13 protein-coding genes are annotated in these 22,729 nt (G+C 59.5%); 10 read left to right on the forward strand and 3 right to left on the reverse strand.

Translation table 11 applies throughout. The features are described from left to right. Positions 1 to 525: 525 nt before the first annotated feature. Complete coding sequence (locus tag AC0Z4S_RS02680; protein WP_485621935.1) at positions 526 to 4,245, reverse strand: hypothetical protein; 3,720 nt, start codon at positions 4,243 to 4,245, stop codon at positions 526 to 528. Positions 4,246 to 4,860: 615 nt separating this feature from the next. After that, positions 4,861 to 5,616: an Ig-like domain-containing protein gene (locus AC0Z4S_RS02685; RefSeq protein ID WP_485621936.1), complete on the reverse strand. Its 756-nt coding sequence runs from the start codon at positions 5,614 to 5,616 to the stop codon at positions 4,861 to 4,863. A 264-nt stretch (positions 5,617 to 5,880) separates the two neighbouring features. Here AC0Z4S_RS02685 and AC0Z4S_RS02690 point away from each other — a divergent pair, with 264 nt between their 5' ends. After that, positions 5,881 to 6,399: a GNAT family N-acetyltransferase gene (locus AC0Z4S_RS02690; RefSeq protein ID WP_485621937.1), complete on the forward strand. Its 519-nt coding sequence runs from the start codon at positions 5,881 to 5,883 to the stop codon at positions 6,397 to 6,399. A gap of 1 nt (position 6,400) precedes the next feature. Here AC0Z4S_RS02690 and AC0Z4S_RS02695 read toward each other — a convergent pair whose 3' ends face one another. Beyond that, complete coding sequence (locus AC0Z4S_RS02695) at positions 6,401 to 7,093, reverse strand: aspartate/glutamate racemase family protein (protein WP_485621938.1); 693 nt, start codon at positions 7,091 to 7,093, stop codon at positions 6,401 to 6,403. A 197-nt stretch (positions 7,094 to 7,290) separates the two neighbouring features. Here AC0Z4S_RS02695 and AC0Z4S_RS02700 point away from each other — a divergent pair, with 197 nt between their 5' ends. The 9 genes from AC0Z4S_RS02700 (at position 7,291) to AC0Z4S_RS02740 (ending at position 22,564) form a co-directional block, all read left to right on the forward strand. Further along, positions 7,291 to 7,782, forward strand: a complete 492-nt coding sequence (locus AC0Z4S_RS02700) for a hypothetical protein (RefSeq protein ID WP_485621939.1) — start codon at positions 7,291 to 7,293, stop codon at positions 7,780 to 7,782. A gap of 247 nt (positions 7,783 to 8,029) precedes the next feature. Next, positions 8,030 to 9,004, forward strand: a complete 975-nt coding sequence (locus tag AC0Z4S_RS02705; protein WP_485621940.1) for a hypothetical protein — start codon at positions 8,030 to 8,032, stop codon at positions 9,002 to 9,004. A 129-nt stretch (positions 9,005 to 9,133) separates the two neighbouring features. After that, positions 9,134 to 9,811, forward strand: coding sequence for a DUF3313 domain-containing protein (locus AC0Z4S_RS02710; protein ID WP_485621941.1), 678 nt, complete (start codon positions 9,134 to 9,136; stop codon positions 9,809 to 9,811). Between the two features lie 456 nt (positions 9,812 to 10,267). Continuing rightward, positions 10,268 to 10,768, forward strand: coding sequence for a thiol peroxidase (gene tpx, locus AC0Z4S_RS02715; RefSeq protein WP_253501524.1), 501 nt, complete (start codon positions 10,268 to 10,270; stop codon positions 10,766 to 10,768). 174 nt (positions 10,769 to 10,942) lie between these two features. Further along, positions 10,943 to 12,247 (forward strand): MdtA/MuxA family multidrug efflux RND transporter periplasmic adaptor subunit, encoded by a 1,305-nt coding sequence (locus AC0Z4S_RS02720; protein WP_253501528.1) that lies wholly within the window; start codon positions 10,943 to 10,945, stop codon positions 12,245 to 12,247. Further along, the gene (locus AC0Z4S_RS02725; protein ID WP_485621942.1) at positions 12,244 to 15,345 is read left to right on the forward strand and encodes an MdtB/MuxB family multidrug efflux RND transporter permease subunit; all 3,102 of its coding nucleotides are present in this window, start codon (positions 12,244 to 12,246) and stop codon (positions 15,343 to 15,345) included. Before AC0Z4S_RS02720 ends, AC0Z4S_RS02725 begins: the two co-directional genes overlap by 4 nt. A 139-nt stretch (positions 15,346 to 15,484) precedes the next feature. Continuing rightward, a complete protein-coding gene (locus AC0Z4S_RS02730; protein WP_485621943.1) occupies positions 15,485 to 18,592 on the forward strand; it encodes an efflux RND transporter permease subunit in 3,108 nt (1,035 codons plus the stop codon). Beyond that, complete coding sequence (locus AC0Z4S_RS02735; RefSeq protein ID WP_485621944.1) at positions 18,589 to 20,058, forward strand: efflux transporter outer membrane subunit; 1,470 nt, start codon at positions 18,589 to 18,591, stop codon at positions 20,056 to 20,058. The genes AC0Z4S_RS02730 and AC0Z4S_RS02735 overlap by 4 nt, the downstream gene beginning before the upstream one ends. Before the next feature lie 424 nt (positions 20,059 to 20,482). Continuing rightward, the gene (locus AC0Z4S_RS02740; protein ID WP_485621945.1) at positions 20,483 to 22,564 is read left to right on the forward strand and encodes a putative bifunctional diguanylate cyclase/phosphodiesterase; all 2,082 of its coding nucleotides are present in this window, start codon (positions 20,483 to 20,485) and stop codon (positions 22,562 to 22,564) included. Positions 22,565 to 22,729: the final 165 nt, after the last annotated feature.

The following is a 22,729-nucleotide window of genomic DNA, read 5'->3' on the forward strand; positions in this document are numbered from 1 at the left end:
TGCTAACGAAGGAGGTGGCGGCTGTACGCGGGTTAGCAGACCAGGACTCTAGAACCCGGCGCACCGAAGTGCCCCACGCAAAGCCGCCATAACGGCAACGGACTTTGTGCGTCTAGAGAAAACCCGGGCTGCTAAACCCGATCACTGACCAATCAGCGACCGCACCACAATAGAACCCGCCCCCAAGGCGCACAAGCCGGCGGATTCTGGCTTGGCTGTAGGCAATGGCGCAAGGATTTGTAGCCTGAAAGGCGTGTCTGAAGGTGTATTTTAAACACCTCAGTTTAAAGGAGAAAAGTCGGGCGATTGTCTGGGTGAAAACGTGGGATACCCCGATAATCCTTGCGGCTATAGTCTTAAATACTGCCCAACGATTGCTGTGAATCGAGATTAAATGAAAAAAAAGCCGCACTCCCTTTTGCTAGGAGTGCGGCTTTCAAGGGGCAGGTAAATAAATGCGTCGCCTTTTTCTTTTTACACTGCCTTAACACGACATGTTCCCAATAATTAAGTGGCGTGCATTAATTAGAACGTGAGGCAAAAGTTATCAAATTCAATGCTGTCATCATATTTTAGAGCTATTTCAATTCGAGCTATGCCTTCGGCTAAGAATGAAACTTTCTTGGGTGATCCTTGTGAAGTCTCCAAGGTTTTACTTCCAAGTACAGATCCATCTTTATCATAAAAAAATACTTGGCCATTATCCTGCCAATAATTCTCCCAATGCCAAAATGTTACAGAGGAAAACCTTTGTTTAAAATCCAATATTGTTCTGTTACTGCCTACGTATAGAACCTTTCCTTCAACTTTTCCAGGCTCTATCGTGCCAGAGGTTCGAATGCGGTTAGTCTTCGCTCCTTGGTTGGTTATTTTCATGGTGGGGATGTCAATGCTTTTCCCTGGCAAGATACTGACATCCGCCACCGCTTCAAAATCCTCAATTAAAAATGCCGGCCGTACTTTTACGACATAAGTACGTAGCGGGAATTCAACTGCCGCACTTGCGGCGACCACGCCATCGAAGTTCACCGACACGTACACCCGGATGTCCGAGTCGTGAGCCAACTTGTCCAGAAAGGTGCGAGGCACTACGCCGCTCTGAGGGCCAATGGTGGTAATCGACATCCCTTGATGGATGTGCTCGGTTTGCGTCGTACCGTTGTCGTCCGTCCCTTCGCAACGCACCCAGAGTTTTTGTCCCACCGCAATCAGCGGCCAGGCGTTGACCAGTACCCGAGTATCTTCGGTGAAACTGGTCAGATCCAGGGTTTCGTCCTCTTCGTTGGCATCAGTAATAGTCGGCTTGGGCAGGTCAGCATGCTCCGCCGGTATCGTCTGCACGTTGAGGGCAAACTCACCTGACGTGTACGGCGACCCGTTACGAATAACGGTGTAGAACACAGTCACCGGCTTGCCCAGATTGAAGGCCACCACTTTATTGGGGATGGGGATCTCCTTGGCGCCCACCGTTCCGACGTCCACCGCTGTCGAGGTGTGCGAACCCTCGGCCGGGGTGCCGGCCGCGCCGGTCCAGGTTACGCTGAGCTTGTCGGTGGAGGCCATGTCGGTATAGCGCGGCACCAACACGGTCAGGCGGTCTTTGGCCGCAAACGGGTTAAGGCTGTTGCCGGAGGCTTCCTTAATGGATGGTGTGAGTGGTTTCGTGAAAGCCTTGATCGTATATGCCTTCACCGGCCCGACAATCGCGTCCGCTTCGACCTGACTCGGTGTCAGGGCCAGTTTGTAATGCAGTTCCAGAACCGAACCGTGCCGCAGATCCTTCAGATAACTGTAGGGAATGACCTGCTCATATTTTCCCGCATTGATCCAGGTCTGATTCACTGCGGAGCCCGGTACTTTCCACACCACGCGATCATGCTCATTCCCTTGAGCATTCTTGCCCTTGAGTACCAGCCACACGGGTTGACCGGTCTTCATGAACGCCCATACCCCGGCGCGGAATGTGGCGCCCGCCGAGAGTTGGGTGACATCCAGTTCATTGCCATCCGCCTGGACGATGCTGAGCTTGTCCAGCTCCGCAGCGGGCAGCGGTGTGACCGTCACCGTGAGCGGTAGCGATGGGACTTTGTTGGTTCCCTGCGTCACTTCGTATTGAAGCGTGAAGGTCTTCTTCGCATTGCCGATGTTGGCGGCAATCGCTTCGGGTGGGATCAGAAATTCAACGCTGCCACTGGCCACGCCCGGCTTGGGCGCGATGGTCGGAGAGCCGCCACCGGGCGTACCGGTCATGGTCAGTTGAATGCTGTGTGTGTCATTCATGCCGGTATAGGCCACGATGATCCGGCCACCGGTTTGGGCATTGAGCGGTGCCAGGGTCACAGTGGCGCCGCTGCCTGCGGCTTGCGGCATTTGTGGCAGTGGCAAAGGATTTTCCAGCGCCACCCCAACACTGAACGTCAGCGAATTGGAGTAACTCGTCCCGCCCGCCGCGCGTTTGATCTCGTACCTGGCCTCGACCGTTCCGCCTTCATTGCCCTTGATCACCGTGGCCGGGATCGGGAATGGTACTCGCTGACCGGCGGTGAACTCGTTCAGCTTGATCGAGTCGCGGTATTCGCCGGTGATCGAGCCGATCCAGAATATGAATACTTCGTCGTCTCTGATCGTTTCCAGATACACCACGGTCAGGGTGGTGCCAGCGGTGTTGGCTGGCAGGACGCCGTCCACCACGCCAGCCACCTCGGGTTCTGGCAGTTCCAGGCGGGGTTCGCCGATTTGCAGGATTTCAGTGTGGATCGACTCGCGGATGGCGCGGGTAGCCTCGAACGGGTCCAGCCTGGCAAGCACCGCAGCGGGGATCAATTGCTGGTAATAGAACTCCGCCTTGCCACCGTTGACCGGGGTCAGATGCGCGCCATCGATGTTGTACAACAACGGTTCCGCATCGACGACGTCGTTGTGGGTGATGGGACGTAAGGGCAGGTCAGGCAGGTAGGGACCGAGGTCGGACCTGGTGCCGAGCATGAATATCTGGAGGACCTGGCCTTCGGCAAAGGATTTGTCGAAGGGGATTTCGAGGCGAATCTGAGGCAGTGCGGGGTCCAGCGCCCCGGAGTTCTCGTCCAGCATGATGGGCGCGGCCAACCGCTGGACTTCGCCGATGGCGCGGATGAACTGGCTTTTGGAATGCAGATGGGGAGGGGAGTCGGCTTTTTTCACGCTGCAGGACAAGGAAAATCTGTTCGTTGCCAGCTGCATCAGCATCGCGTTGGGCAGTTCGAGTTCGACAACACTCGGCAGGTTGTCCAGCGGTGCGCTTTCCACTTTGAAGTCAATCGGCGCGCCCTCGGTCGGCGTGCCTTTTACCCGCACAATGATGATGTCGCCCAGCTCGAATTTCGACTTTGAGGTGGGGACTTGTGCAGTACCCGGCTTGCCCGCGAGGGCGTCCAGATCCAGCTCATTGTTTTTCGCTTCCTTGAGGATGGGGGCGTCCAGCGGGTCCGCGTTGACGCCCACGGCCACACGCTGCTCGGGGCTCCAGTCCTCGGAGCGGTTGAACACCTTGTCGTAGACCTCGAAAACCACCGCCACGCCGGGCGCTTCCGCATCACCGGCCTCGCGGATGACGGCTTCGGTAATGGTCACGATGACCGGCGCCTTGCCTTCAGCCTGTTCCTGAGTCAGCGGCTCACTGAGTACAAAGATCCCGCCCCAGCTGACGCGACAGACATCGCCTGCCGCCGCGTGCGGGTAGGGCGCTGTGCCATCGGTCTTGCCAAGGGTGATCGGCACGCCTGCGGCAACGTTGTCCTTGTGGATGCCGCCGTCAACGATGTCCTCGGGAAGGGTCATGATCAGTTTGGAATGCCCGATTTCACCATTGTCATCGTGCCCGCCCGGGCGCGTGAGCTTGACCAGCACCTGCATGACCTCGGACGGTTGATCCGTGCCGCCCAGCGGCTTGACCACATAGGACACCGCGAACGAGCCATCGACCATGTGCTGGGAAGGCACGAACATGCGCAGTTGCCTGCCGACCTCGGTGTTGTCGACGGTTTCCACCCAGGCGTTCTCCCCGGTGCCCCAAAAAATTGTCAACTTGTCGCCAACCGCCATGTTCCCCCACGGCCCCGCCTGGCACAGCAGACCGTTAAGGGGAAAATTGTCCAGCGCGGCCGCGATGCCGATGCCCCAGATAATGGGAACCGTCGACACCGGGTCTTTGCTGCGACCGGGGATGTCGAGTTCCTTGAGGAGCAGGGGGCTGTTGGGGCTGGGCATGGCGCTGACTCTGGGGGAAAGGGACAGCGTGAGTTAACGCGCGTTGAAAGGATTGCGCACCTGTCAGAGTTGACAGGTGCGCACGGGTATCCGACGAGCGGTCGCCTTCACAAGTGGGCTCGCTCCCACAGGTCCAGCTGTGTCAATGCAGCTTTGTGATCGACACCGATTCCTGTGGGAGCGAGCCTGCTCACGAAAGCGCCCGATCATCTGCTGAAAAACCTGACTGAAAGGACGCAATGTAAAGTTTCAGATCCAGCTTCAGACCCGTAACTGAATCTGTCGCCCCGGTATATCCATCACATCACAGCAATTACGCGATAGCATTGCCGCGCATTAGCCAATTGCTGCAATCAGCACCTTTGACGGATGTGATATCCAGGCTGGGCAGACTTTCCATCATCTGCGTCGCTGCCAAAAACCGACTGGCCGCGCTTCTGTGCAAGTCATCCAGCGGGGATCTGGGGGAAGCCTGCATAGAGTCGGTTTCTTGCATTTGTGTGGTGTGAACCAAGTTGTCGACTTGTGCAGGCTTCTTCAAATATTACGACTTATTGATTTTATGAACGAAATATCAGAGATCCCTTAGGGGCCGCCTCCGTTCAGCCAGGGCTTTCATTCCGGGATGGTTATAATGCAAGTGCCCAAAGTTGACGGTGAAACGCACCCGCCCCACATCGACCCATCCAAGAGAAACCATATGCGTTGTCTTGTCGAATCACGTTCACATCCATCAGGGTTAGGCTCGTATCCCACATAAAAATCATGAATGTCCTCGTATCCGTCATAATCGTCTATTGCGTTCGACGCGCGGTAGAATGGCATATATCCGGGATTTGTTTTTGCCCATGCAAAGGCCTGTGCATGGGTCATCTGCGTTTTATTCCAAAGGACCCTGTGTTTCGGGTTGTCGACTGTAATATCGATCACCTTGGTTTGACCCGCTGAATCCTGAACCGTGATCTTGGCAGTCCCTGTGATAAGTCCCCTGATCTCGCCATTGCCATTAACCGTTGCAATCTCTGGCCTGGATGATGTGTAGGTGATAGGGGGAGTTCCACCTGTAGCTTTTCTCACCGTCCGGGATAGAGAAGGTATTGCGCCGGTCGGTCTCCACGGTAATCCGGTCCCAGAGATCGACAGTGTTGTCCATTTTAATTTGATCGGGGAGACGTCCACTACGAGTTCGGGAACTCCGGTCAGCGATTTTGCTTCGGATTCTGCTCCTGAGCCATCGGCACTGGTGCCGCCTATGACAACGGCTTTTTCTGATGTGGCTTCTAGCTGGCGAACTTCGATACCGCTGGGCAAAACTTTGGTGGAGGTTAGCTTTAGTGCGACGGCAGATGTTTGCGGCTCATTGGTTGTCATGTTCAAGCTCCTGCATTGAGTGAGTGCAGGAATTATGAAAGCGCAGGTCGGAGAATTGCGCACCTGTCAGATCTGACAGGTGCGAACCGAAATCCGACGAGTGGTAGGGGAGAGGGGCGGTCACGTGTTCTTGTCTTTTAATGAACCTGCGACTAAAAAACCGCTTTCGCGAGCAGGCTCGCTCCCACCATTTTCTGCTCTCGCCAGACGGGTCATGCGCGGTTTAGAGTGATCGGCCACACATTGATCCAGGAAGGATCAGCCATGCCAGACCACAACCCCAGCATCCACCTCGAACGCTCCAGCGAGTCCCATCTGGAAGGCATCACCGCGCTCTACAACGACCCCGCCGTCGCGCGGCAGGTGTTGCAGATGCCGTTCCAGTCCACTGAGGTCTGGCGTCAGCGTTTACAGGCCGAAAACGAACGCGCACTGAAACTGGTAGCGCTGCATCAGGGCGTGGTGATCGGCCATCTTGGACTGGAGGCCTACTCAAGGATGCGCCGCGCCCACGCCGGCAGTTTCGGCATGGCCGTCGCGGTGGCGTGGCAGGGCAAGGGTGTGGGTTCGAAACTGTTGGCAGCGGCGCTCGATGTTGCCGACAACTGGATGAACCTGCACCGCGTCGAGCTCACGGTGTACGCCGATAACGAAGCGGCGATCGCTCTCTACCGCAAATTCGGTTTCGAAGCCGAAGGCCTGTTTCGCGATTACGCAGTGCGCGACGGGCAGTGGGTCGACACCCTGAGCATGGCCCGTCTGCGCAGTTCAGCGAAAACCTGAGTCAGTCGGCCAGCGCGAAAGCTACCGCCGACTGTGCATGCAGTTCTGTGGTGTCGAGCAGCGGCAGGGCGCTGTGTTCGGGTTTGATCAGCAAACCGATTTCGGTACAGCCGAGGATGATCGCCTGAGCGCCGCGCGCGGTGAGGGATTCGATCACGCGCTGATAGGCTTGCCGCGACGCTTCGCTGATCACGCCGACGCACAGTTCGTCGTAGATGATGCGGTGTACGTCCTTGCGTTCGGCTTCGTCGGGCACCAGCACGGTCAGGCCTTGGGCGATCAGACGCTGCTTGAGGAAGTCCTGTTCCATGGTGAACGCGGTACCGAGCAGCCCGACCGTGCGCGCATCGATTTCCAGTGCAGCCTGTGCGGCCGGTTCGGCAATGTGCAGAAACGGAATGCTGATCGCCGCGTGAATCTGCTCGGCGACCTTGTGCATGGTGTTGGTACACAGCACCACGCACTCCGCGCCACCGGCTTCAAGCCTGCGCGCGGCATCGACCAGAATCGCAGCGGCATCGTCCCAGCGCCCGGCGTGCTGGGCCTGTTCGACCGGGCCGAAGTCGACGCTGTACATCAACAATTGCGCAGAGCGCAGCGGGCCCAGGCGATCGCGGACCTGCTGGTTGATCAGACGATAGTATTCGGCGCTGGATTCCCAGCTCATGCCGCCAATAAGGCCGATGGTGCGCATTGGACTTCCTCAAGCAAATGACAGTGTCGAGCGTTCAGGTGTGCCCGGAGTTTCCTTCTGTTCGAGTCGCGACGCCAGCACCGGCTGACTGTACTGCCGATCTTTCACGCAACTGTGCGTCTGCAAGAACCAAACGTACGCCGCGCCCGGGATCTGCCACTATCACCCTTCGCAGGTCCTTTCCGAGGAACACAGCAATGAATGACGTACAGCAACTGGGCGAAATGCTTCGCCACTATGCCGAAAGCGAAGCGCACAAGAAGCAACTGTTCACTACGCAATCGGCCGCGTGGACCACACGGATTGGCGCGCTGTTCGATGAGATCGAGCAATGGCTTGAACCGGTCAAAGCGCCAAATCTGCTGGAGGTGAGTCGCGAGGCTTATGTCGCGTTCGGGCCGAGCGTGCCGGTGGAGACGTCGACGTTCAAGACGGAGAAGCTCAGCATCGAGATTGCCGGCAAACCGGTGGAATTCGTGCCGGATGTGATGGGCAGCGGTGGGCAGATATCCCTGGCGGTGATGGGGCTGACGGCGGCGCGGTACGGCAGTGTTTCGCTGGTCGGACTGGCGGATGGCACGTGGCAGTGGCGCAAGACCAATGGGTTGAAGGATCCAGATACCTTTGCCTTCGACGCCAACTTCCTCGCCCAGCAATTGCAAAGCCTGATTCCTCGCGATCGCACCTGACTGCACGCGGCCTTTGTAGGAGTGAGCCTGCTCGCGATAGCGGTTTGTCCGTCACCTCATTTGAACCTGACAGACCGCTATCGCGAGCAGGCTCACTCCTACAGGGGGTAAGGTGAATACCGGGGAAACCCTGAGGTTCAGCGCCGACCCGGCATTTTCCCTTGGGTCACTGATGGCCTTTTGGTAGAGTCGCCGTCGCCAGCGGGTTTTCGGCTGGACGATGGAACCAAAGAAGGGAGTCTGATCAGTGAGTCCGGGCAAAAAAATCCTCGGTCTTACGGCGTCGCTTTTGCTGCTGACGCTGTGGGCCAGTTACTTTTATGTATTCAAGGAAAACCGCGACGGCCAGCTTGGCGGTGTCGGCGAAAGCACCGCGTGGTGCGGCACGCCGCCGACCACGGAAGCGGCGTTGCTGGGCAAGGATCAACTGACCTTGCGCGTCACCAACAACCTGCGCGGCGAGTTCATGGTCGGCGGTTCGCTGGTGGTTTCCGAACGTACCTTCAACCGCTACGACCTGGGCCGCAACGAACTGCGCCTGCGTCTGGAACCGTTGCAGTGGTCTTTCGGCGTCACGCCGATCTTCCTCGAGCAGATCAAGGTGCAGCCGCTGAGCCGCAACCTCTCGTCGACCAACAAAAGCGCCTTCGCTGAACTCGAACCACGGCCGATCGGCGTGCACGCCCAGACCGCGGCGTTCCCGTTCGACACTTATCGCTACGGCTACAAACCGGTGTTGTATTACCTCAAGGGTAGCGAGCGCGTCGACTTGCGTTTCAAGAACATCACCACGCTGATGGAGATGTCCAACACCTTCACGCCGATCCAGAAGTACAACCGCGCCGATTACATCAACGAGAAAAATTCGATGATCCGCGACGAGGACTACAAGCCTTACGGCGCGCATGAGTGTGCGTTCAGCGTCGAGCGCAAAGGCTCGTTCAAGGTGGTGGTGCTGTTGCTTCTGCTGGTGCTGTGCCTGCCGCTGATGCTGGTGTTTTACCGCGATGAGCCGGGGATCGACTTTCTGGCGACGCTGGTGGGGATTGCGGTGGTGCGCACATTGCTGATCGGGCCGGTGGAAGATTTCCAGCTCTACAACATCGACTTCTTGTTTGGTGCGGCGATTCTGCTGGTGGGGACGGTGTCGCTGATCAAGGCGATGCGCGCCAATAGCCGGCGGGAGATAGCTTTGCGCAGTGGCGAAACATCGTCCTGGTAATACCGGTTGGCGAGGCACACGCGCTGTCAGACGTGAACTTTGTAATTGCCCATCGCATTTGCCGGGGTTTTGGCTATACCTGTATTTCCCCGATGCAAAATGTCTTGGCCTTCTCAAAGGAATTACAGCATGAAGCTAGCCGTCATGATGGGCACGCTGTGCATTGCCACCCTTGGCGTGGTGGGTTGTTCCAGCAAAACCGTCGAGCCTGACCAGTATTCCGGCTTTCTCAAGGATTACAGCCAGCTGAAGGAGGCGAAGTCACCTTCCGGTGCCGAGGTGATGCGCTGGATGGACCCGAAACTCGACATCAATAAATTCACCAGCGTTTACGTTGAACCGAGCCAGCTCTATCCGAAACCGCAAGCGACTGAAAAAATCCCGCAACAGACGCTCAATGGCATCACCAGTTATTACGATCAGGCGCTCAAACGTGAGCTGGGCAAATCACTGCCGTTGGCCGCAGGGCCCGGGCCGGGTGTGATTGTGGTACGTCCGGCGATTACCGCGGTCGGCAGCAAGACCGAAGGTCTGCAAGTCTATGAAGTGATCCCGATTGCACTGGTCGCCGCAGCGGTGAGCACTGCCACCGGTATTCGCGATCAGGAAACCACGTTGGCGACCGAAGCGGTGTTCATGGATGGCGCGACCAATCATGTCATCGCGCAGGTGGTGCGCAAGGGCACCGGCAAACCACTGGAAAACTCTTCCCAGGTGATGAAGGCCGATGACATGAAAGCGGTGATCGATGGCTGGGCGAGCGACCTGCATCAGTCGTATTTGAAATTGAAATCGGAAGCCAAATGATGCGTCAGGGCTGATGGCCTCTTCGTGAGCAGGCTCACTCCCACAGGGATTGGTGCCGGGGTCGGCATTACCGGTACGACACCGGACACTGTGGGAGTGAGCCTGCTCGCGAAGGCGGGTTGTCAGGCACCGACCCTTTCAGCTTTTTTTCGCCTGCTCGCGAACCCGATCTTCCTGCTCGCGCAACTCCGGCGTTAGCAGCTCGCCAAAATCCTCAGCCGAAATATAAATCCGCTTTTCTGTAGGAGTGAGCCTGCTCGCGATAGCGTCGTGTCAGTCAACCCATGGGTGTCTGAAGCACCGCGATCGCGAGCAGGCTCACTCCTACAGGGGTTGTATACAATCGTGCGGGCGAGCATCCAACAATTTCCAACGGGGCATAGGTCGTCAGCCGATTTCGTGGTTAACTTCCGCCTCTTGCATGCTTTCCAATCACAAAACAGAAGGACTCAAGTCATGGCTCAAGTCACCCTCAAAGGCAATCCGGTTCAAGTCAACGGCCAGTTGCCACAAGCCGGTTCCAAGGCGCCAGCCTTTTCCCTGGTAGCCGGCAATCTGTCCGACGTCACCCTGCAAGACTTCGCCGGCAAGCGCAAAGTCCTGAACATTTTCCCAAGCGTCGACACCCCGACCTGCGCCACCTCCGTGCGCAAGTTCAACGCCCAAGCCAACGACATCAGCAACACCGTGGTGCTGTGCATCTCCGCTGACCTGCCGTTCGCCCAGGCACGCTTCTGCGGCGCCGAAGGTCTGGAAAACGTACAGAACCTGTCGACCCTGCGCGGCCGCGAGTTCATCGAAAACTACGGTGTGGCCATTGCTGACGGCCCGCTGAAAGGCCTGACCGCTCGCGCCGTTGTGGTTCTGGACGAAAACGACAATGTCCTGCACAGCGAACTGGTCAAGGAAATCGCCGAAGAGCCTGACTACGAAGCGGCACTGTCCGTTCTCAAGTAAGGCTTTTACAATTGTTAACGGCCTGGCCCTGTCCAGGCCGTTTTCATTTGTGTATCAGGGTTTTGCCTCACACCTTGAAACGTAAGTGGAAGGTAAATTGCCGGTAAAGCTGCTTTGCTTAAATCAACCCAGTGCTTATCGTTCAGCCTCCCGTAATAGAAGCTCACGCGCCCAATGGTCAATAACTCCATGCAATCGTCCCCCCGCAAGTCCCGTCGCTGGCTGATCAGCCTGCTTGTCCTGTTGGTCATCGCCGTCCTGTGCTGGAAATTCTGGCCCGCCGGCTCTGCTGACAAGGCGGGGGGCGACAAGGCGACTGCCGGGCATACCGGGCGCTCGGGGATGGCACGCCCAGGCTTCGGCGGTGGTACCGGGCCGATTCCAGTGCGCGTGGCGCCGGCGGTGAAAGGCGACTTCCCGCTGTATTACAAGGCGCTGGGCACGGTCACTGCGCTGAATACCATCAATGTTCGCAGCCGCGTGGGCGGTGAGCTGGTCAAGATCCATTTCGAAGAAGGCCAGATGGTCAAGGCGGGCGACCTGTTGGCCGAGATCGATCCGCGTCCTTACCAGAACGCCTTGCTTCAGGCCGAAGGCACGTTGCTGCAGAACCAGGCGCAGCTGAAAAACGCCCAGGTCGATGTCGAGCGTTATCGCGGTCTGTATAAAGAAGACAGCATCGCCAAACAGACCCTCGATACCGCAGAAGCGCTGGTCGGCCAGTACCTGGGCACGGTCAAGACCAATCAGGCGGCGGTCAACGACGCCAAGCTCAACCTCGAATTCACCAAGATCCGCGCGCCGATTGCCGGCCGCGTCGGTCTGCGTCAGGTCGACGTCGGCAACCTCGTCGCCGCCAACGACACCACCTTCCTCGCAGTGATCACCCAGACGCAACCGATCAGCGTTGCCTTCACCTTGCCGGAAAACAGCCTGGACACCGTGCTCGCCCGTTACCGCAGCGGCGCCAAGCTTCCCGCCGAAGCCTGGGATCGTGGCGACACCAAGCTGCAGGCCACCGGCGTGTTGCAAAGCCTCGACAACCAGATCGACGTTGCGACCGGCACCCTCAAGTTCAAGGCTCGCTACGATAACCGCGACCAGTCACTGTTCCCCAACCAGTTCGTCAACGTCCACCTCCTCGCCGACACGCTCAAAGGTGTGGTGCTGGCACCGTCGGCAGCGATTCAGTTCGGCACCAACGGCACCTTCGTCTACGCGCTGGATGGCGACAAGAAGGTCACCATTCGCCAACTGAAAATCGGCGCCAGCGACGGTGACAACACCGTGGTCACCGAAGGCCTCGCCGCTGGCGATCGCGTGGTCCTCGAAGGCACCGATCGCCTGAAGGAGGGCAGCGAGGTCGAAGTGGTCAATGACAGCAGCGAAGTGCCGACCTCGCCGACCGAACATTTGCAAGGCAAGTCCGCCGCCAATCCGGATGCGACCACTGCTGACAAGGCCAAGAAGGGCGCATGAACATCTCGCGGCTGTTCATCCTCCGTCCGGTAGCCACCACCCTGAGCATGCTGGCCATTGTCCTGGCCGGCCTCATTGCTTATCGCTTGCTGCCGGTTTCGGCATTGCCGCAGGTCGATTACCCGACCATCCGCGTCATGACCCTGTATCCGGGCGCCAGTCCGGACGTGATGACCAGCGCCGTCACCGCACCGCTTGAACGACAATTCGGGCAGATGCCGGGCCTCACGCAAATGGCTTCGACCAGCTCCGGCGGGGCTTCGGTGCTGACCCTGCGGTTCAGCCTCGACATCAATATGGACGTCGCCGAACAGCAGGTGCAGGCCGCGATCAACGCCGCGACCAATCTGCTGCCGACCGACCTGCCGGCGCCGCCGGTGTACAACAAGGTCAACCCGGCGGACACCCCGGTGCTGACCCTGGCCATCACCTCGAAAACCATGCTGTTGCCCAAGCTCAATGATCTGGTCGATACGCGCATGGCGCAGAAAATCGCCCAGATCAGCGGCGTCGGCATGGTCAGCATTGCCGGCGGCCAGCGCCAGGCCGTGCGGATCAAGGTCAATCCCGAAGCACTGGCCGCCGCCAGTCTGAACCTGTCGGATGTGCGCACGTTGATCGGCGCCTCCAACGTCAACCAGCCGAAGGGCAACTTCGACGGCCCGACCCGGGTGTCGATGCTCGATGCCAACGACCAACTGACCTCACCCGAGGACTACGCCAACCTGATTCTGACCTACAAAAACGGCGCGCCGTTGCGGCTCAAGGACGTTGCCGAAATTGTCGATGGTGCAGAGAACGAACGGCTCGCCGCGTGGGCCAACCAGAATCAGGCGGTACTGCTGAACATCCAGCGTCAGCCCGGCGCCAACGTCATCGAAGTGGTCGACCGCATCAAGGCCTTGCTGCCGAGCATCACCGACAACCTGCCGGCCGGCCTCGATGTCACTGTGCTGACGGATCGCACGCAAACCATCCGCGCCTCGGTCACCGACGTGCAACACGAACTGCTGATCGCCATCGCGCTGGTGGTCATGGTCACGTTCCTGTTTCTGCGCCGCGCCAGTGCGACGATCATTCCGTCCGTGGCCGTGCCGCTGTCGCTGATCGGCACCTTCGGCGTCATGTACCTCGCCGGGTTTTCGGTGAACAACCTGACCCTGATGGCCCTGACCATTGCCACCGGTTTTGTGGTCGACGACGCCATCGTCATGCTCGAGAATATTTCGCGCTTCATCGAGGAGGGCGACAGTCCGATGCAGGCCGCGCTCAAGGGCGCCAAGCAGATCGGTTTCACCCTGATTTCCCTGACCCTGTCGCTGATCGCCGTACTGATTCCGCTGCTGTTCATGGCCGACGTGGTCGGGCGTTTGTTCCGTGAATTCGCTATCACCCTGGCCGTGGCGATCCTGATTTCCTTGGTGGTGTCGCTGACCCTGACGCCGATGATGTGCGCGCGCCTGCTCAAGCGTGAACCGCAGGAACACGAGCAAGGCCGTTTCTATCGCGCCAGCGGTGCGTTCATCGACTGGATGATCAACGAATACGGGCGGATGCTGCGCTGGGTGCTCAAGCACCAGCCGCTGACCTTGCTGGTCGCCATCGGCACGCTGGCGTTGACCGTATTCCTTTACGTCATCGTGCCGAAGGGCTTTTTCCCGGTGCAGGACACTGGGGTGATTCAAGGCATTTCCGAAGCGCCGCAGTCGATTTCCTTTGCGGCGATGGGCGAGCGGCAGCAGCAACTGGCGAAGATCATCCTCGAAGATCCGGCGGTGCAGAGCCTTTCGTCCTACATCGGGGTCGACGGCGACAACGCCACGCTCAACAGCGGCCGCTTGCTGATCAACCTCAAGCCCCATGGCGAGCGTGATCTGAGCGCCAGTGAAGTGATCACACGCCTGCAACCGCAACTGGACAAACTGGTCGGCATTCGGCTGTTCATGCAGCCGGTGCAGGACCTGACCATCGAGGACCGGGTCAGCCGCACCCAGTACCAATTCAGCATGTCGTCGCCGGATTCCGAACTGCTCAGCCAGTGGAGCGGCCGTCTGGTCGAGGCCCTGGCGCAACGTCCGGAGTTGACCGATGTTGCCAGCGATTTGCAGGACAAAGGCTTGCAGGTCTATCTGGTGATCGACCGCGACGCTGCATCGCGCCTTGGCGTGTCGGTGGCGAATATTACCGACGCGCTGTACGACGCGTTCGGCCAGCGGCAGATTTCGACCATTTACACCCAGGCCAGCCAGTACCGCGTGGTGCTGCAAGCCCAGGCCGGGGAGAAGATCGGCCCGCAGGCGCTGGATCAGATTCACGTCAAGACCGCTGACGACGCGCAGGTGCGCCTGTCCAGTCTGGCCCACGTCGAAGAACGTCAGGCGCAATTGGCAATCACCCACATCGGCCAGTTCCCGGCGGTGATGATGTCGTTCAACCTCGCGCCCGGCGTGGCGTTGGGGCATGCCGTGGACATCATCGAACAAGTGCAGCAAGACATCGGCATGCCGGTCGGCGTGCAAACCCAGTTCCAGGGCGCCGCGCAGGCATTCCAGGCTTCGCTGTCGAGCACCTTGCTGCTGATTCTCGCGGCGGTGGTGACCATGTACATCGTGCTTGGCGTGCTCTACGAGAGCTACATCCACCCGATCACCATTCTCTCGACCTTGCCGTCGGCAGCGGTGGGTGCCTTGCTGGCGTTGCTGCTCAGTGGCAACGATCTGGGGATGATCGCGATCATCGGCATCATCCTGCTGATCGGTATCGTCAAGAAGAACGCGATCATGATGATCGACTTCGCCCTCGACGCCGAACGCACCCAGGGCATGGCCCCGGCAGAAGCGATCTATCAGGCGGCGCTGCTGCGTTTCCGACCGATCCTGATGACCACACTGGCGGCGTTGTTCGGCGCGGTGCCACTGATGCTGGCCACGGGCTCCGGCGCGGAACTGCGTCAGCCGCTGGGTCTGGTGATGGTTGGCGGTTTGTTGGTAAGCCAGGTTTTGACGCTATTCACGACGCCAGTGATCTACCTGTACTTCGACCGCCTCGGCCGACGCTTTGGCAAAACCAAGGCTGATGGTGAAGAGGTCGCGGTATGACCTCGCAATCAGCACTTATCCCTTGTGGGAGCGAGCTTGCTCGCGAAAGCGGTGGGTCAGTCACTTTCAATGTTAAATGTAATACCGCATCCGCGAGCAAGCTCGCTCCCACAGGATTCAGCGGTAGGGACTGGAGCGAATGAACCTCTCCGGCCCTTTCATCAAGCGCCCAGTCGCAACCATGCTGCTGTCCCTGGCCATCATGTTGCTCGGCGGTGTCAGCTTCGGTCTGTTGCCAGTATCTCCGTTGCCGCAGATGGATTTCCCAGTGATCGTCGTGCAGGCCAGTCTGCCGGGCGCGAGTCCCGAGGTGATGGCTTCGACGGTGGCGACGCCGCTGGAGCGTTCGTTCGGTGCGATTGCCGGCGTCAATACCATGAGCAGCCGCTCCAGTCAGGGTTCGACGCGGGTGATTCTGCAATTTGACCTCGACCGCGACATCAACGGCGCGGCGCGGGAAGTGCAGGCGGCGATCAATGCCTCGCGCAATCTGCTGCCGAGCGGGATGCGCAGCATGCCGACCTATAAAAAGGTCAACCCGTCGCAGGCGCCGATCATGGTGCTGTCGCTGACTTCGGATGTGCTGGAAAAAGGCCAGCTCTACGATCTGGCCTCGACCATTCTTTCGCAAAGCCTTTCGCAGGTGCAGGGCGTCGGTGAAGTGCAGATCGGCGGCAGTTCGCTGCCGGCGGTGCGCATCGAACTCGAACCGCAGGCGCTGAACCAGTACGGCGTGGCCCTCGACGATGTGCGCAAGACGATCGCCGACGCCAACGTGCGCCGGCCCAAGGGGTCGGTCGAAGACGGCCAGCGTCTGTGGCAGATCCAGGCCAACGATCAACTGGAAAAAGCCAAGGATTACGAGTCGCTGATCATTCATTACGCCGACGGAGCCGCGTTGCGTCTCAAGGATGTGGCGAAAGTCAGCGATGGCGTTGAAGACCGATATAACAGCGGTTTCTTCAACGACGACGCGGCGGTATTGCTGGTGATCAACCGTCAGGCCGGCGCCAACATCATCGAGACGGTCAACGAGATCAAGGCACAGCTGCCCGCACTGCAAGCGGTGCTGCCGGCCAGCGTCAAACTCAATCTGGCCATGGATCGCTCGCCGGTGATCAAGGCCACGCTGCACGAAGCCGAGATGACCTTGCTGATCGCCGTCGCCCTGGTGGTGCTGGTGGTGTACCTGTTTCTCGGTAATTTCCGCGCCTCGCTGATCCCCACCCTGGCGGTGCCGGTGTCGCTGGTCGGCACGTTTGCAGTGATGTACCTCTATGGTTTCTCGCTGAACAACTTGTCGCTGATGGCGCTGATCCTGGCCACCGGTCTGGTGGTGGACGACGCCATCGTGGTGCTGGAGAACATTTCCCGGCACATCGACGAAGGCGTCAAACCGATGCAGGCGGCGTACCTGGGCGCCAAAGAAGTCGGGTTTACCTTGTTGTCGATGAACGTCTCGCTGGTGGCGGTGTTTCTGTCGATCCTGTTCATGGGCGGGCTGGTCGAAAGCCTGTTTCGCGAATTTTCCATCACGCTGGCGGCGGCAATCGTGGTGTCGCTGGTGGTTTCGCTGACACTGACGCCGATGCTCTGCGCGCGCTGGCTCAAGCCGCACACCCCGGGCCAGGAAAACCGCCTGCAACGCTGGAGCCAGAAGACCAACGACTGGATGGTCGGAAAATACGCCACCAGCCTCGACTGGGTGTTGCGTCATCGCCGTCTGACCCTGTTCAGCCTGCTGCTCACCGTCGGCGTCAACGTTGCGCTCTATGTCGTGGTGCCGAAAACCTTTCTGCCGCAGCAGGACACCGGCCAGTTGATCGGTTTTGTGCGGGGCGACGACGGTCTGTCGTTCAACGTCATGCAGCCGAAGATGGAGACCTTCCGCCGCGCCCTGCTCAAGGACGACGCGGTCGAAAGCGTGGCCGGCTTCATTGGCGGCAACAACGGAACCAACAACGCGTTCATGATCGTGCGCCTGAAACCGATCAAGGAACGGCAGTTGTCGGCACAGAAAGTCATCGAACGCCTGCGCAAGGAAATGCCCAAGGTGCCCGGTGCGCAGTTGATGCTGATGGCAGATCAGGATCTGCAATTCGGCGGCGGCCGCGAGCAGACCAGTTCGCAATACACCTACATCCTGCAAAGCGGCGACCTCGCCGAGCTGCGCAAGTGGTTCCCGAAAGTCGTCACCGCGTTGCGTGCCTTGCCCGAGCTGACCGCCATCGACGCCCGCGAAGGTGCCGGGGCGCAGCAGGTGACGCTGATTGTCGACCGTGACCAGGCCAAACGCCTCGGTGTCGACATGAACATGGTCACCGCCGTGCTCAACAACGCCTACAGCCAGCGGCAGATTTCGACGATCTACGACAGCCTCAACCAGTATCAGGTGGTCATGGAGGTCAATCCGAAATACGCCCAGGACCCGGTTACCCTCAAGCAGGTCGAGGTGATTACCGCTGACGGTGCGCGGGTGCCGCTGTCGACGTTCGCCCATTACGAAAACAGCCTGGAAAACGACCGGGTCAGCCACGAAGGCCAGTTTGCTTCCGAAAGCATTTCCTTTGACATGGCCGAAGGCGTGACCGTGGAGCAGGGCAGTGCTGCCATTGAGCGAGCGATCGCCAAAGTCGGCCTGCCGGAAGATGTCATTGCGAAAATGGCCGGCACTGCGGACGCTTTCGCCGCCACGCAGAAGAGCCAGCCGTTCATGATCCTCGGTGCGTTGCTCGCCGTGTATCTGGTGCTGGGTGTGCTGTATGAAAGTTACATTCACCCGCTGACCATTCTCTCAACTTTGCCCTCGGCCGGGGTTGGCGCGTTGCTGTCGATATATGCATTGGGTGGCGAGTTCAGCCTGATTTCCCTGCTGGGGATATTCCTGCTGATCGGCGTGGTGAAGAAAAACGCCATCCTGATGATCGACCTTGCGCTGCAATTGGAGCGGCATGAGGGGCTGTCGCCGCTGGAGTCGATCCGCAGCGCGTGCCTGCAACGCCTGCGGCCGATCCTGATGACTACGCTGGCGGCGATCCTCGGTGCCTTGCCGCTGCTGCTCGGCCGCGCCGAGGGGGCGGAAATGCGCCAGCCGCTGGGCCTGACCATCATTGGCGGCCTGGTGTTCAGCCAGGTCCTGACCCTTTACACCACCCCGGTGGTTTACCTTTATCTCGACAAGCTGCGCCATCGTTTCAACAAATGGCGTGGCGTGCGCACTGATGCCGCTCTGGAAACTCCGCTATGACTGACCGTTCGCTTATCCAATTGGCCACCGCGCGCGGCTCGCGCCTATTGAGCCTGTCGCTGTGTGTGGCGCTGCTCAGCGCCTGCGCCGTTGGCCCGGATTACCAGCGCCCGCAAACCGCTGAGATCGCTCAATTCAAGGAAGCCGAAGGCTGGCGTCAGGCCAACCCCAGCGACTCGCTGGCCCGTGGCGCCTGGTGGGAGTTGTACGGCGATCAGCAGCTCAACGGCCTGATCGAAAAACTCAACAGCGCCAACCAGACCGTCGCCCAGTCCGAAGCTCAGTTCCGTCAGGCGCAGGCCTTGGTACGCAGTGCTCGAGGGGCGTTTTACCCGAGTGTCGACCTGAGTCTGGACAAGACCCGCTCCAGCCGGGGCACCGGCAGCAGCAGTTCGAGCCTGAGCAGTTCTTCAAGCGGCATCCGCGACACCTATAACGCGCAGTTGGGTGTCAGTTGGGAAGCGGATATCTGGGGCAAGTTGCGACGCGGGCTGGAAGCCGATGAGGCCAACGCTCAGGCAAGTTTTGCCGATCTGGCGGCGATGCGTCTGAGTCAGCAATCGGAGTTGGTGCAGAACTACCTGCAACTGCGCGTCATCGATCAGCAGAAGCGCTTGCTTGAAGCCACCGTTGCGGCTTATGAGCGTTCGCTGAAAATGACCCAGAACCAGTACCGCGCCGGCGTTTCCGGGCGCGATGCGGTGGCGCAGGCGCAGACCCAGTTGAAAAGCACTCAGGCCGATCTGGTCGATCTGATCTGGCAGCGCGCGCAGTTCGAAAACGCCATCGCCGTGCTCACCGGTCAGGCGCCGGCGAACTTCAGCATCGCCGAAAGCCAGAGCATCCCGAACCTGCCGCAAGTGCCGTTGAGCCTGCCTTCACAACTGCTGGAACGCCGTCCGGATATCGCTTCGGCCGAGCGCTCGGTGATCGCCGCCAACGCCAATATCGGCGTGGCGAAAGCCGCGTATTACCCGGACCTGACCCTTAGCCTGAGCGGCGGCTACAGCAGCAGCACCTCGAAAAACCTGATCAGCCTGCCGAACCGTTTCTGGTCGGTCGGCCCGCAGCTGTCACTGCCGTTGTTCGACGGCGGCATCCGTTCGGCCGAGGTCGACCGCAGCGAAGCAGCCTATGACGAAACCGTCGCCCGCTACCGGCAGACCGTGCTCGACGGCTTCCGCGAAGTGGAAAACTATCTGGTCCAGCTCAAGGTGTATGAAGACGAAGCAGCGGTGCGCCAGGAAGCGCTGGATGCCGCCCGCGATTCCCTGCGCCTCACCGAAAACCAGTACAAGGCTGGTCTGATCGCCTATATCGACGTGGTAGTGGTGCAGGCGACGGCGCTGAGCAACGAACGCAGTGTGTTGAATATCCTGCAGAACCGATTGATCGCCAGCGTACAACTGATCGCCGCACTGGGCGGCGGCTGGGACGGCCAACTCGACGTCAGCGACAACCGCTGAATCTGTGGGAGTGAGCTTGCTCACGAAAGCGGTGGGTCAGGCAACCACGATGGTGGCTGTACCGGCGCCTTCGCGAGCAGGCTCGCTCCCACAGGGATTCGCGTGCAAATGATGAAGGGTGGTTGGACGCTGAAAATTGTGGGAGCGAGCTTGCTCGCGAAAGCGGTGGGTCAGGCAACCACGATGGTGGCTGTACCGGCGCCTTCGTGAGCAGGCTCGCTCCCACAAGGGATTTGTGGCCGGCGTGAGATCGCTGTTTAAAGCCCACCGCAGAGCCTTGTAGGACGATCGAACAAGCGTTTCATCGGCTTGATGGCATTTTGGTTATTTTGTCAGTGCGTTCTTCCGGGCAATCAGTACAATCGCCGCATTTGCCCAACCGAGAATGGAAGCAGTACGGTTTCGGCCCGTTACGAGAACGTCCATGCTCATCGGCAGCTACTCCTTCACCCTGGTTTTCATTTCGTTGTGCGTCGCCATTCTGGCTTCCTACACGGCGCTTGACCTGACCGGGCGCATCGCCACGACGAAAGGACGGGCCGTGCATTTCTGGACGGCGGGCGGGGCGCTGGCGATGGGGGTTGGCGTCTGGTCGATGCACTTCATCGGCATGCTCGCGTTCAAATTGCCGATCGACCTGGGTTATGACTTCGCCCTGACCGCGTTGTCGTTGCTGATCGCGGTGCTCTCTTGCGGCTTTGCCTTATGGCTGGTCAGCCAGCCGAAGCTGCCACTGGCGCAACTGGCTTTCGGCGCCTTGATCATGGGTGCGGGCATCAGCGCCATGCATTACACCGGCATGGCCGCGCTGCGCATGACCCCGGGCATCGATTACGACCCGACGCTGTTCAGTGCCTCTTTGCTGATTGCCGTCGGCGCTTCGGCAGCGGCGTTGTGGATTGCCTTTCGTTTGCGCCAGCAGTCGCCCTATGTGCGACTGATTCGCGCCGGCGCGGCGGTGATCATGGGTGTGGCAATTGTCGGCATGCATTACACCGGCATGGCCGCGGCACAATTTCCCGATGGCAGTTTCTGCGGCGCGACGCTCAATGGTTTGAAAGGCAACGGCCTCGACAGTCTGGTGGTAGTCACCACCCTGGCGGTGCTGTCGATCGCCTTGCTGACCTCGATTCTCGACGCCCGCCTCGAAGCGCGCACCGCTGATCTGGCGCACTCGCTTACCGTCGCCAACCGTGAACTCACGCAATTGGCCTTGCACGATCCGCTCACCGGACTGCCGAACCGCATGCTGCTCGATGACCGGATCAATCAGGCGATCAGAAAGGTCGAGGAACAGGGCGGCTGCTTCGCCTTGATGTTCATCGACCTCGACGGCTTCAAACCGGTCAACGACGCGTTCGGCCATCACATGGGCGACCAGTTGCTGCGCGAAGTCGGCGTGCGCCTGCGCGAAGACTTGCGCAGCCAGGACACCCTGGCGCGGATCGGTGGCGATGAATTCGTCCTGCTCGTGCGGCTGAGCGAGCGCAATGATGCTCTGGGTCTGGCCGCACGCCAGGTCGGCCTGATCGGCCGCAGTTTTCGCGTCGCCGAACACGACCTGCAGATTTCCGCCAGTGTCGGCATTGCCCTGTATCCAGGCAACGGTGACAACGCCCAGGAACTGCTGATGAATGCCGACGCGGCGATGTATCACGCCAAGGGCGGCGGCAAGAACGGCTACAGCTTCTTCGATGCGTCGATGAACACTAACGCGCGCAAACAACTGCAACTGTTGCAGGACCTGCGCGCGGCCATTGAGCACAACCAGTTCTGCCTGCATTACCAACCCAAGTTCGACGCCGCCAACGGTCGCCCGGTCGGTGCCGAGGCGCTGCTGCGTTGGGCGCATCCGCTGCATGGCCTGTTGATGCCGGACAAGTTCATCGATCTGGCGGAGAAAACCGGGCTGATCATCCCGATGGGCGAATGGGTACTCAACGAAGCCTGCCGGCAGATGCGCGAGTGGTACGTGCTCGGCTACACCGACTGGCGCATTGCGGTGAACCTCTCGGCGTTGCAGTTCTGCCATGCCGGGCTGGTGCAAAGCGTCGCCAAGGCGCTGGCGACCCACCATTTGCCGGCCAACAGCCTGACCCTGGAAATCACTGAAACCACCGCCATGAGCGACGCTGACGCGAGCATGACTGTACTGCAAGAACTGTCGGACATGGGCGTCGACCTGTCGATCGACGACTTCGGCACCGGTTATTCCAGCCTTATGTACCTCAAGCGTCTGCCGGCCAATGAGTTGAAGATCGACCGCGGTTTCGTCCGCGATCTGGAGCACGACAGCGATGATGCCGCGATTGTTTCGGCTATTGTCGCGCTCGGGCAGGCGCTGGATTTGCGGATCGTAGCCGAGGGCGTCGAAACCGGCGCGCAGCAGGATTTCCTCACCAAGTTGGGCTGTGATTCGCTGCAGGGCTATCTGCTCGGCCACCCGATGCCGGCGGAGCGCTTCATGCAGGACATCGTGCGCGGGCAGCGGCTGGCGGTGGTCTGAGAGACCGAGTCATCGTTCTTCGCGAGCAGGCTCGCTCCCACACGTGATCGCATTCCCTTGTGGGAGCGAGCCTGCTCGCGAAGGCGATTGTGCAAATCCCATAGAACTCATGCAAAAGCCATGAATGGCAGTTATTCTTGGCCCCGACTGTTACGTGTGCACGTA

It is taken from the genome of Pseudomonas sp. 1L-B-1-E-C1 (genome assembly GCF_057291835.1).

Bases quoted from the DNA above. Each gene is read 5' to 3' on its own strand.
- AC0Z4S_RS02710 (WP_485621941.1), top strand. From the start codon at position 9,134: ATGAAGCTAGCCGTCATGATGGGCACGCTGTGCATTGCCACCCTTGGC.
- AC0Z4S_RS02680 (WP_485621935.1), bottom strand. From the start codon at position 4,245: ATGCCCAGCCCCAACAGCCCCCTGCTCCTCAAGGAACTCGACATCCCC.
- AC0Z4S_RS02730 (WP_485621943.1), top strand. From the start codon at position 15,485: ATGAACCTCTCCGGCCCTTTCATCAAGCGCCCAGTCGCAACCATGCTG.
- AC0Z4S_RS02740 (WP_485621945.1), top strand. From the start codon at position 20,483: ATGCTCATCGGCAGCTACTCCTTCACCCTGGTTTTCATTTCGTTGTGC.
- AC0Z4S_RS02690 (WP_485621937.1), top strand. From the start codon at position 5,881: ATGCCAGACCACAACCCCAGCATCCACCTCGAACGCTCCAGCGAGTCC.
- tpx (WP_253501524.1), top strand. From the start codon at position 10,268: ATGGCTCAAGTCACCCTCAAAGGCAATCCGGTTCAAGTCAACGGCCAG.
- AC0Z4S_RS02720 (WP_253501528.1), top strand. From the start codon at position 10,943: ATGGTCAATAACTCCATGCAATCGTCCCCCCGCAAGTCCCGTCGCTGG.
- AC0Z4S_RS02685 (WP_485621936.1), bottom strand. From the start codon at position 5,616: ATGACAACCAATGAGCCGCAAACATCTGCCGTCGCACTAAAGCTAACC.
- AC0Z4S_RS02695 (WP_485621938.1), bottom strand. From the start codon at position 7,093: ATGCGCACCATCGGCCTTATTGGCGGCATGAGCTGGGAATCCAGCGCC.
- AC0Z4S_RS02735 (WP_485621944.1), top strand. From the start codon at position 18,589: ATGACTGACCGTTCGCTTATCCAATTGGCCACCGCGCGCGGCTCGCGC.
- AC0Z4S_RS02700 (WP_485621939.1), top strand. From the start codon at position 7,291: ATGAATGACGTACAGCAACTGGGCGAAATGCTTCGCCACTATGCCGAA.
- AC0Z4S_RS02725 (WP_485621942.1), top strand. From the start codon at position 12,244: ATGAACATCTCGCGGCTGTTCATCCTCCGTCCGGTAGCCACCACCCTG.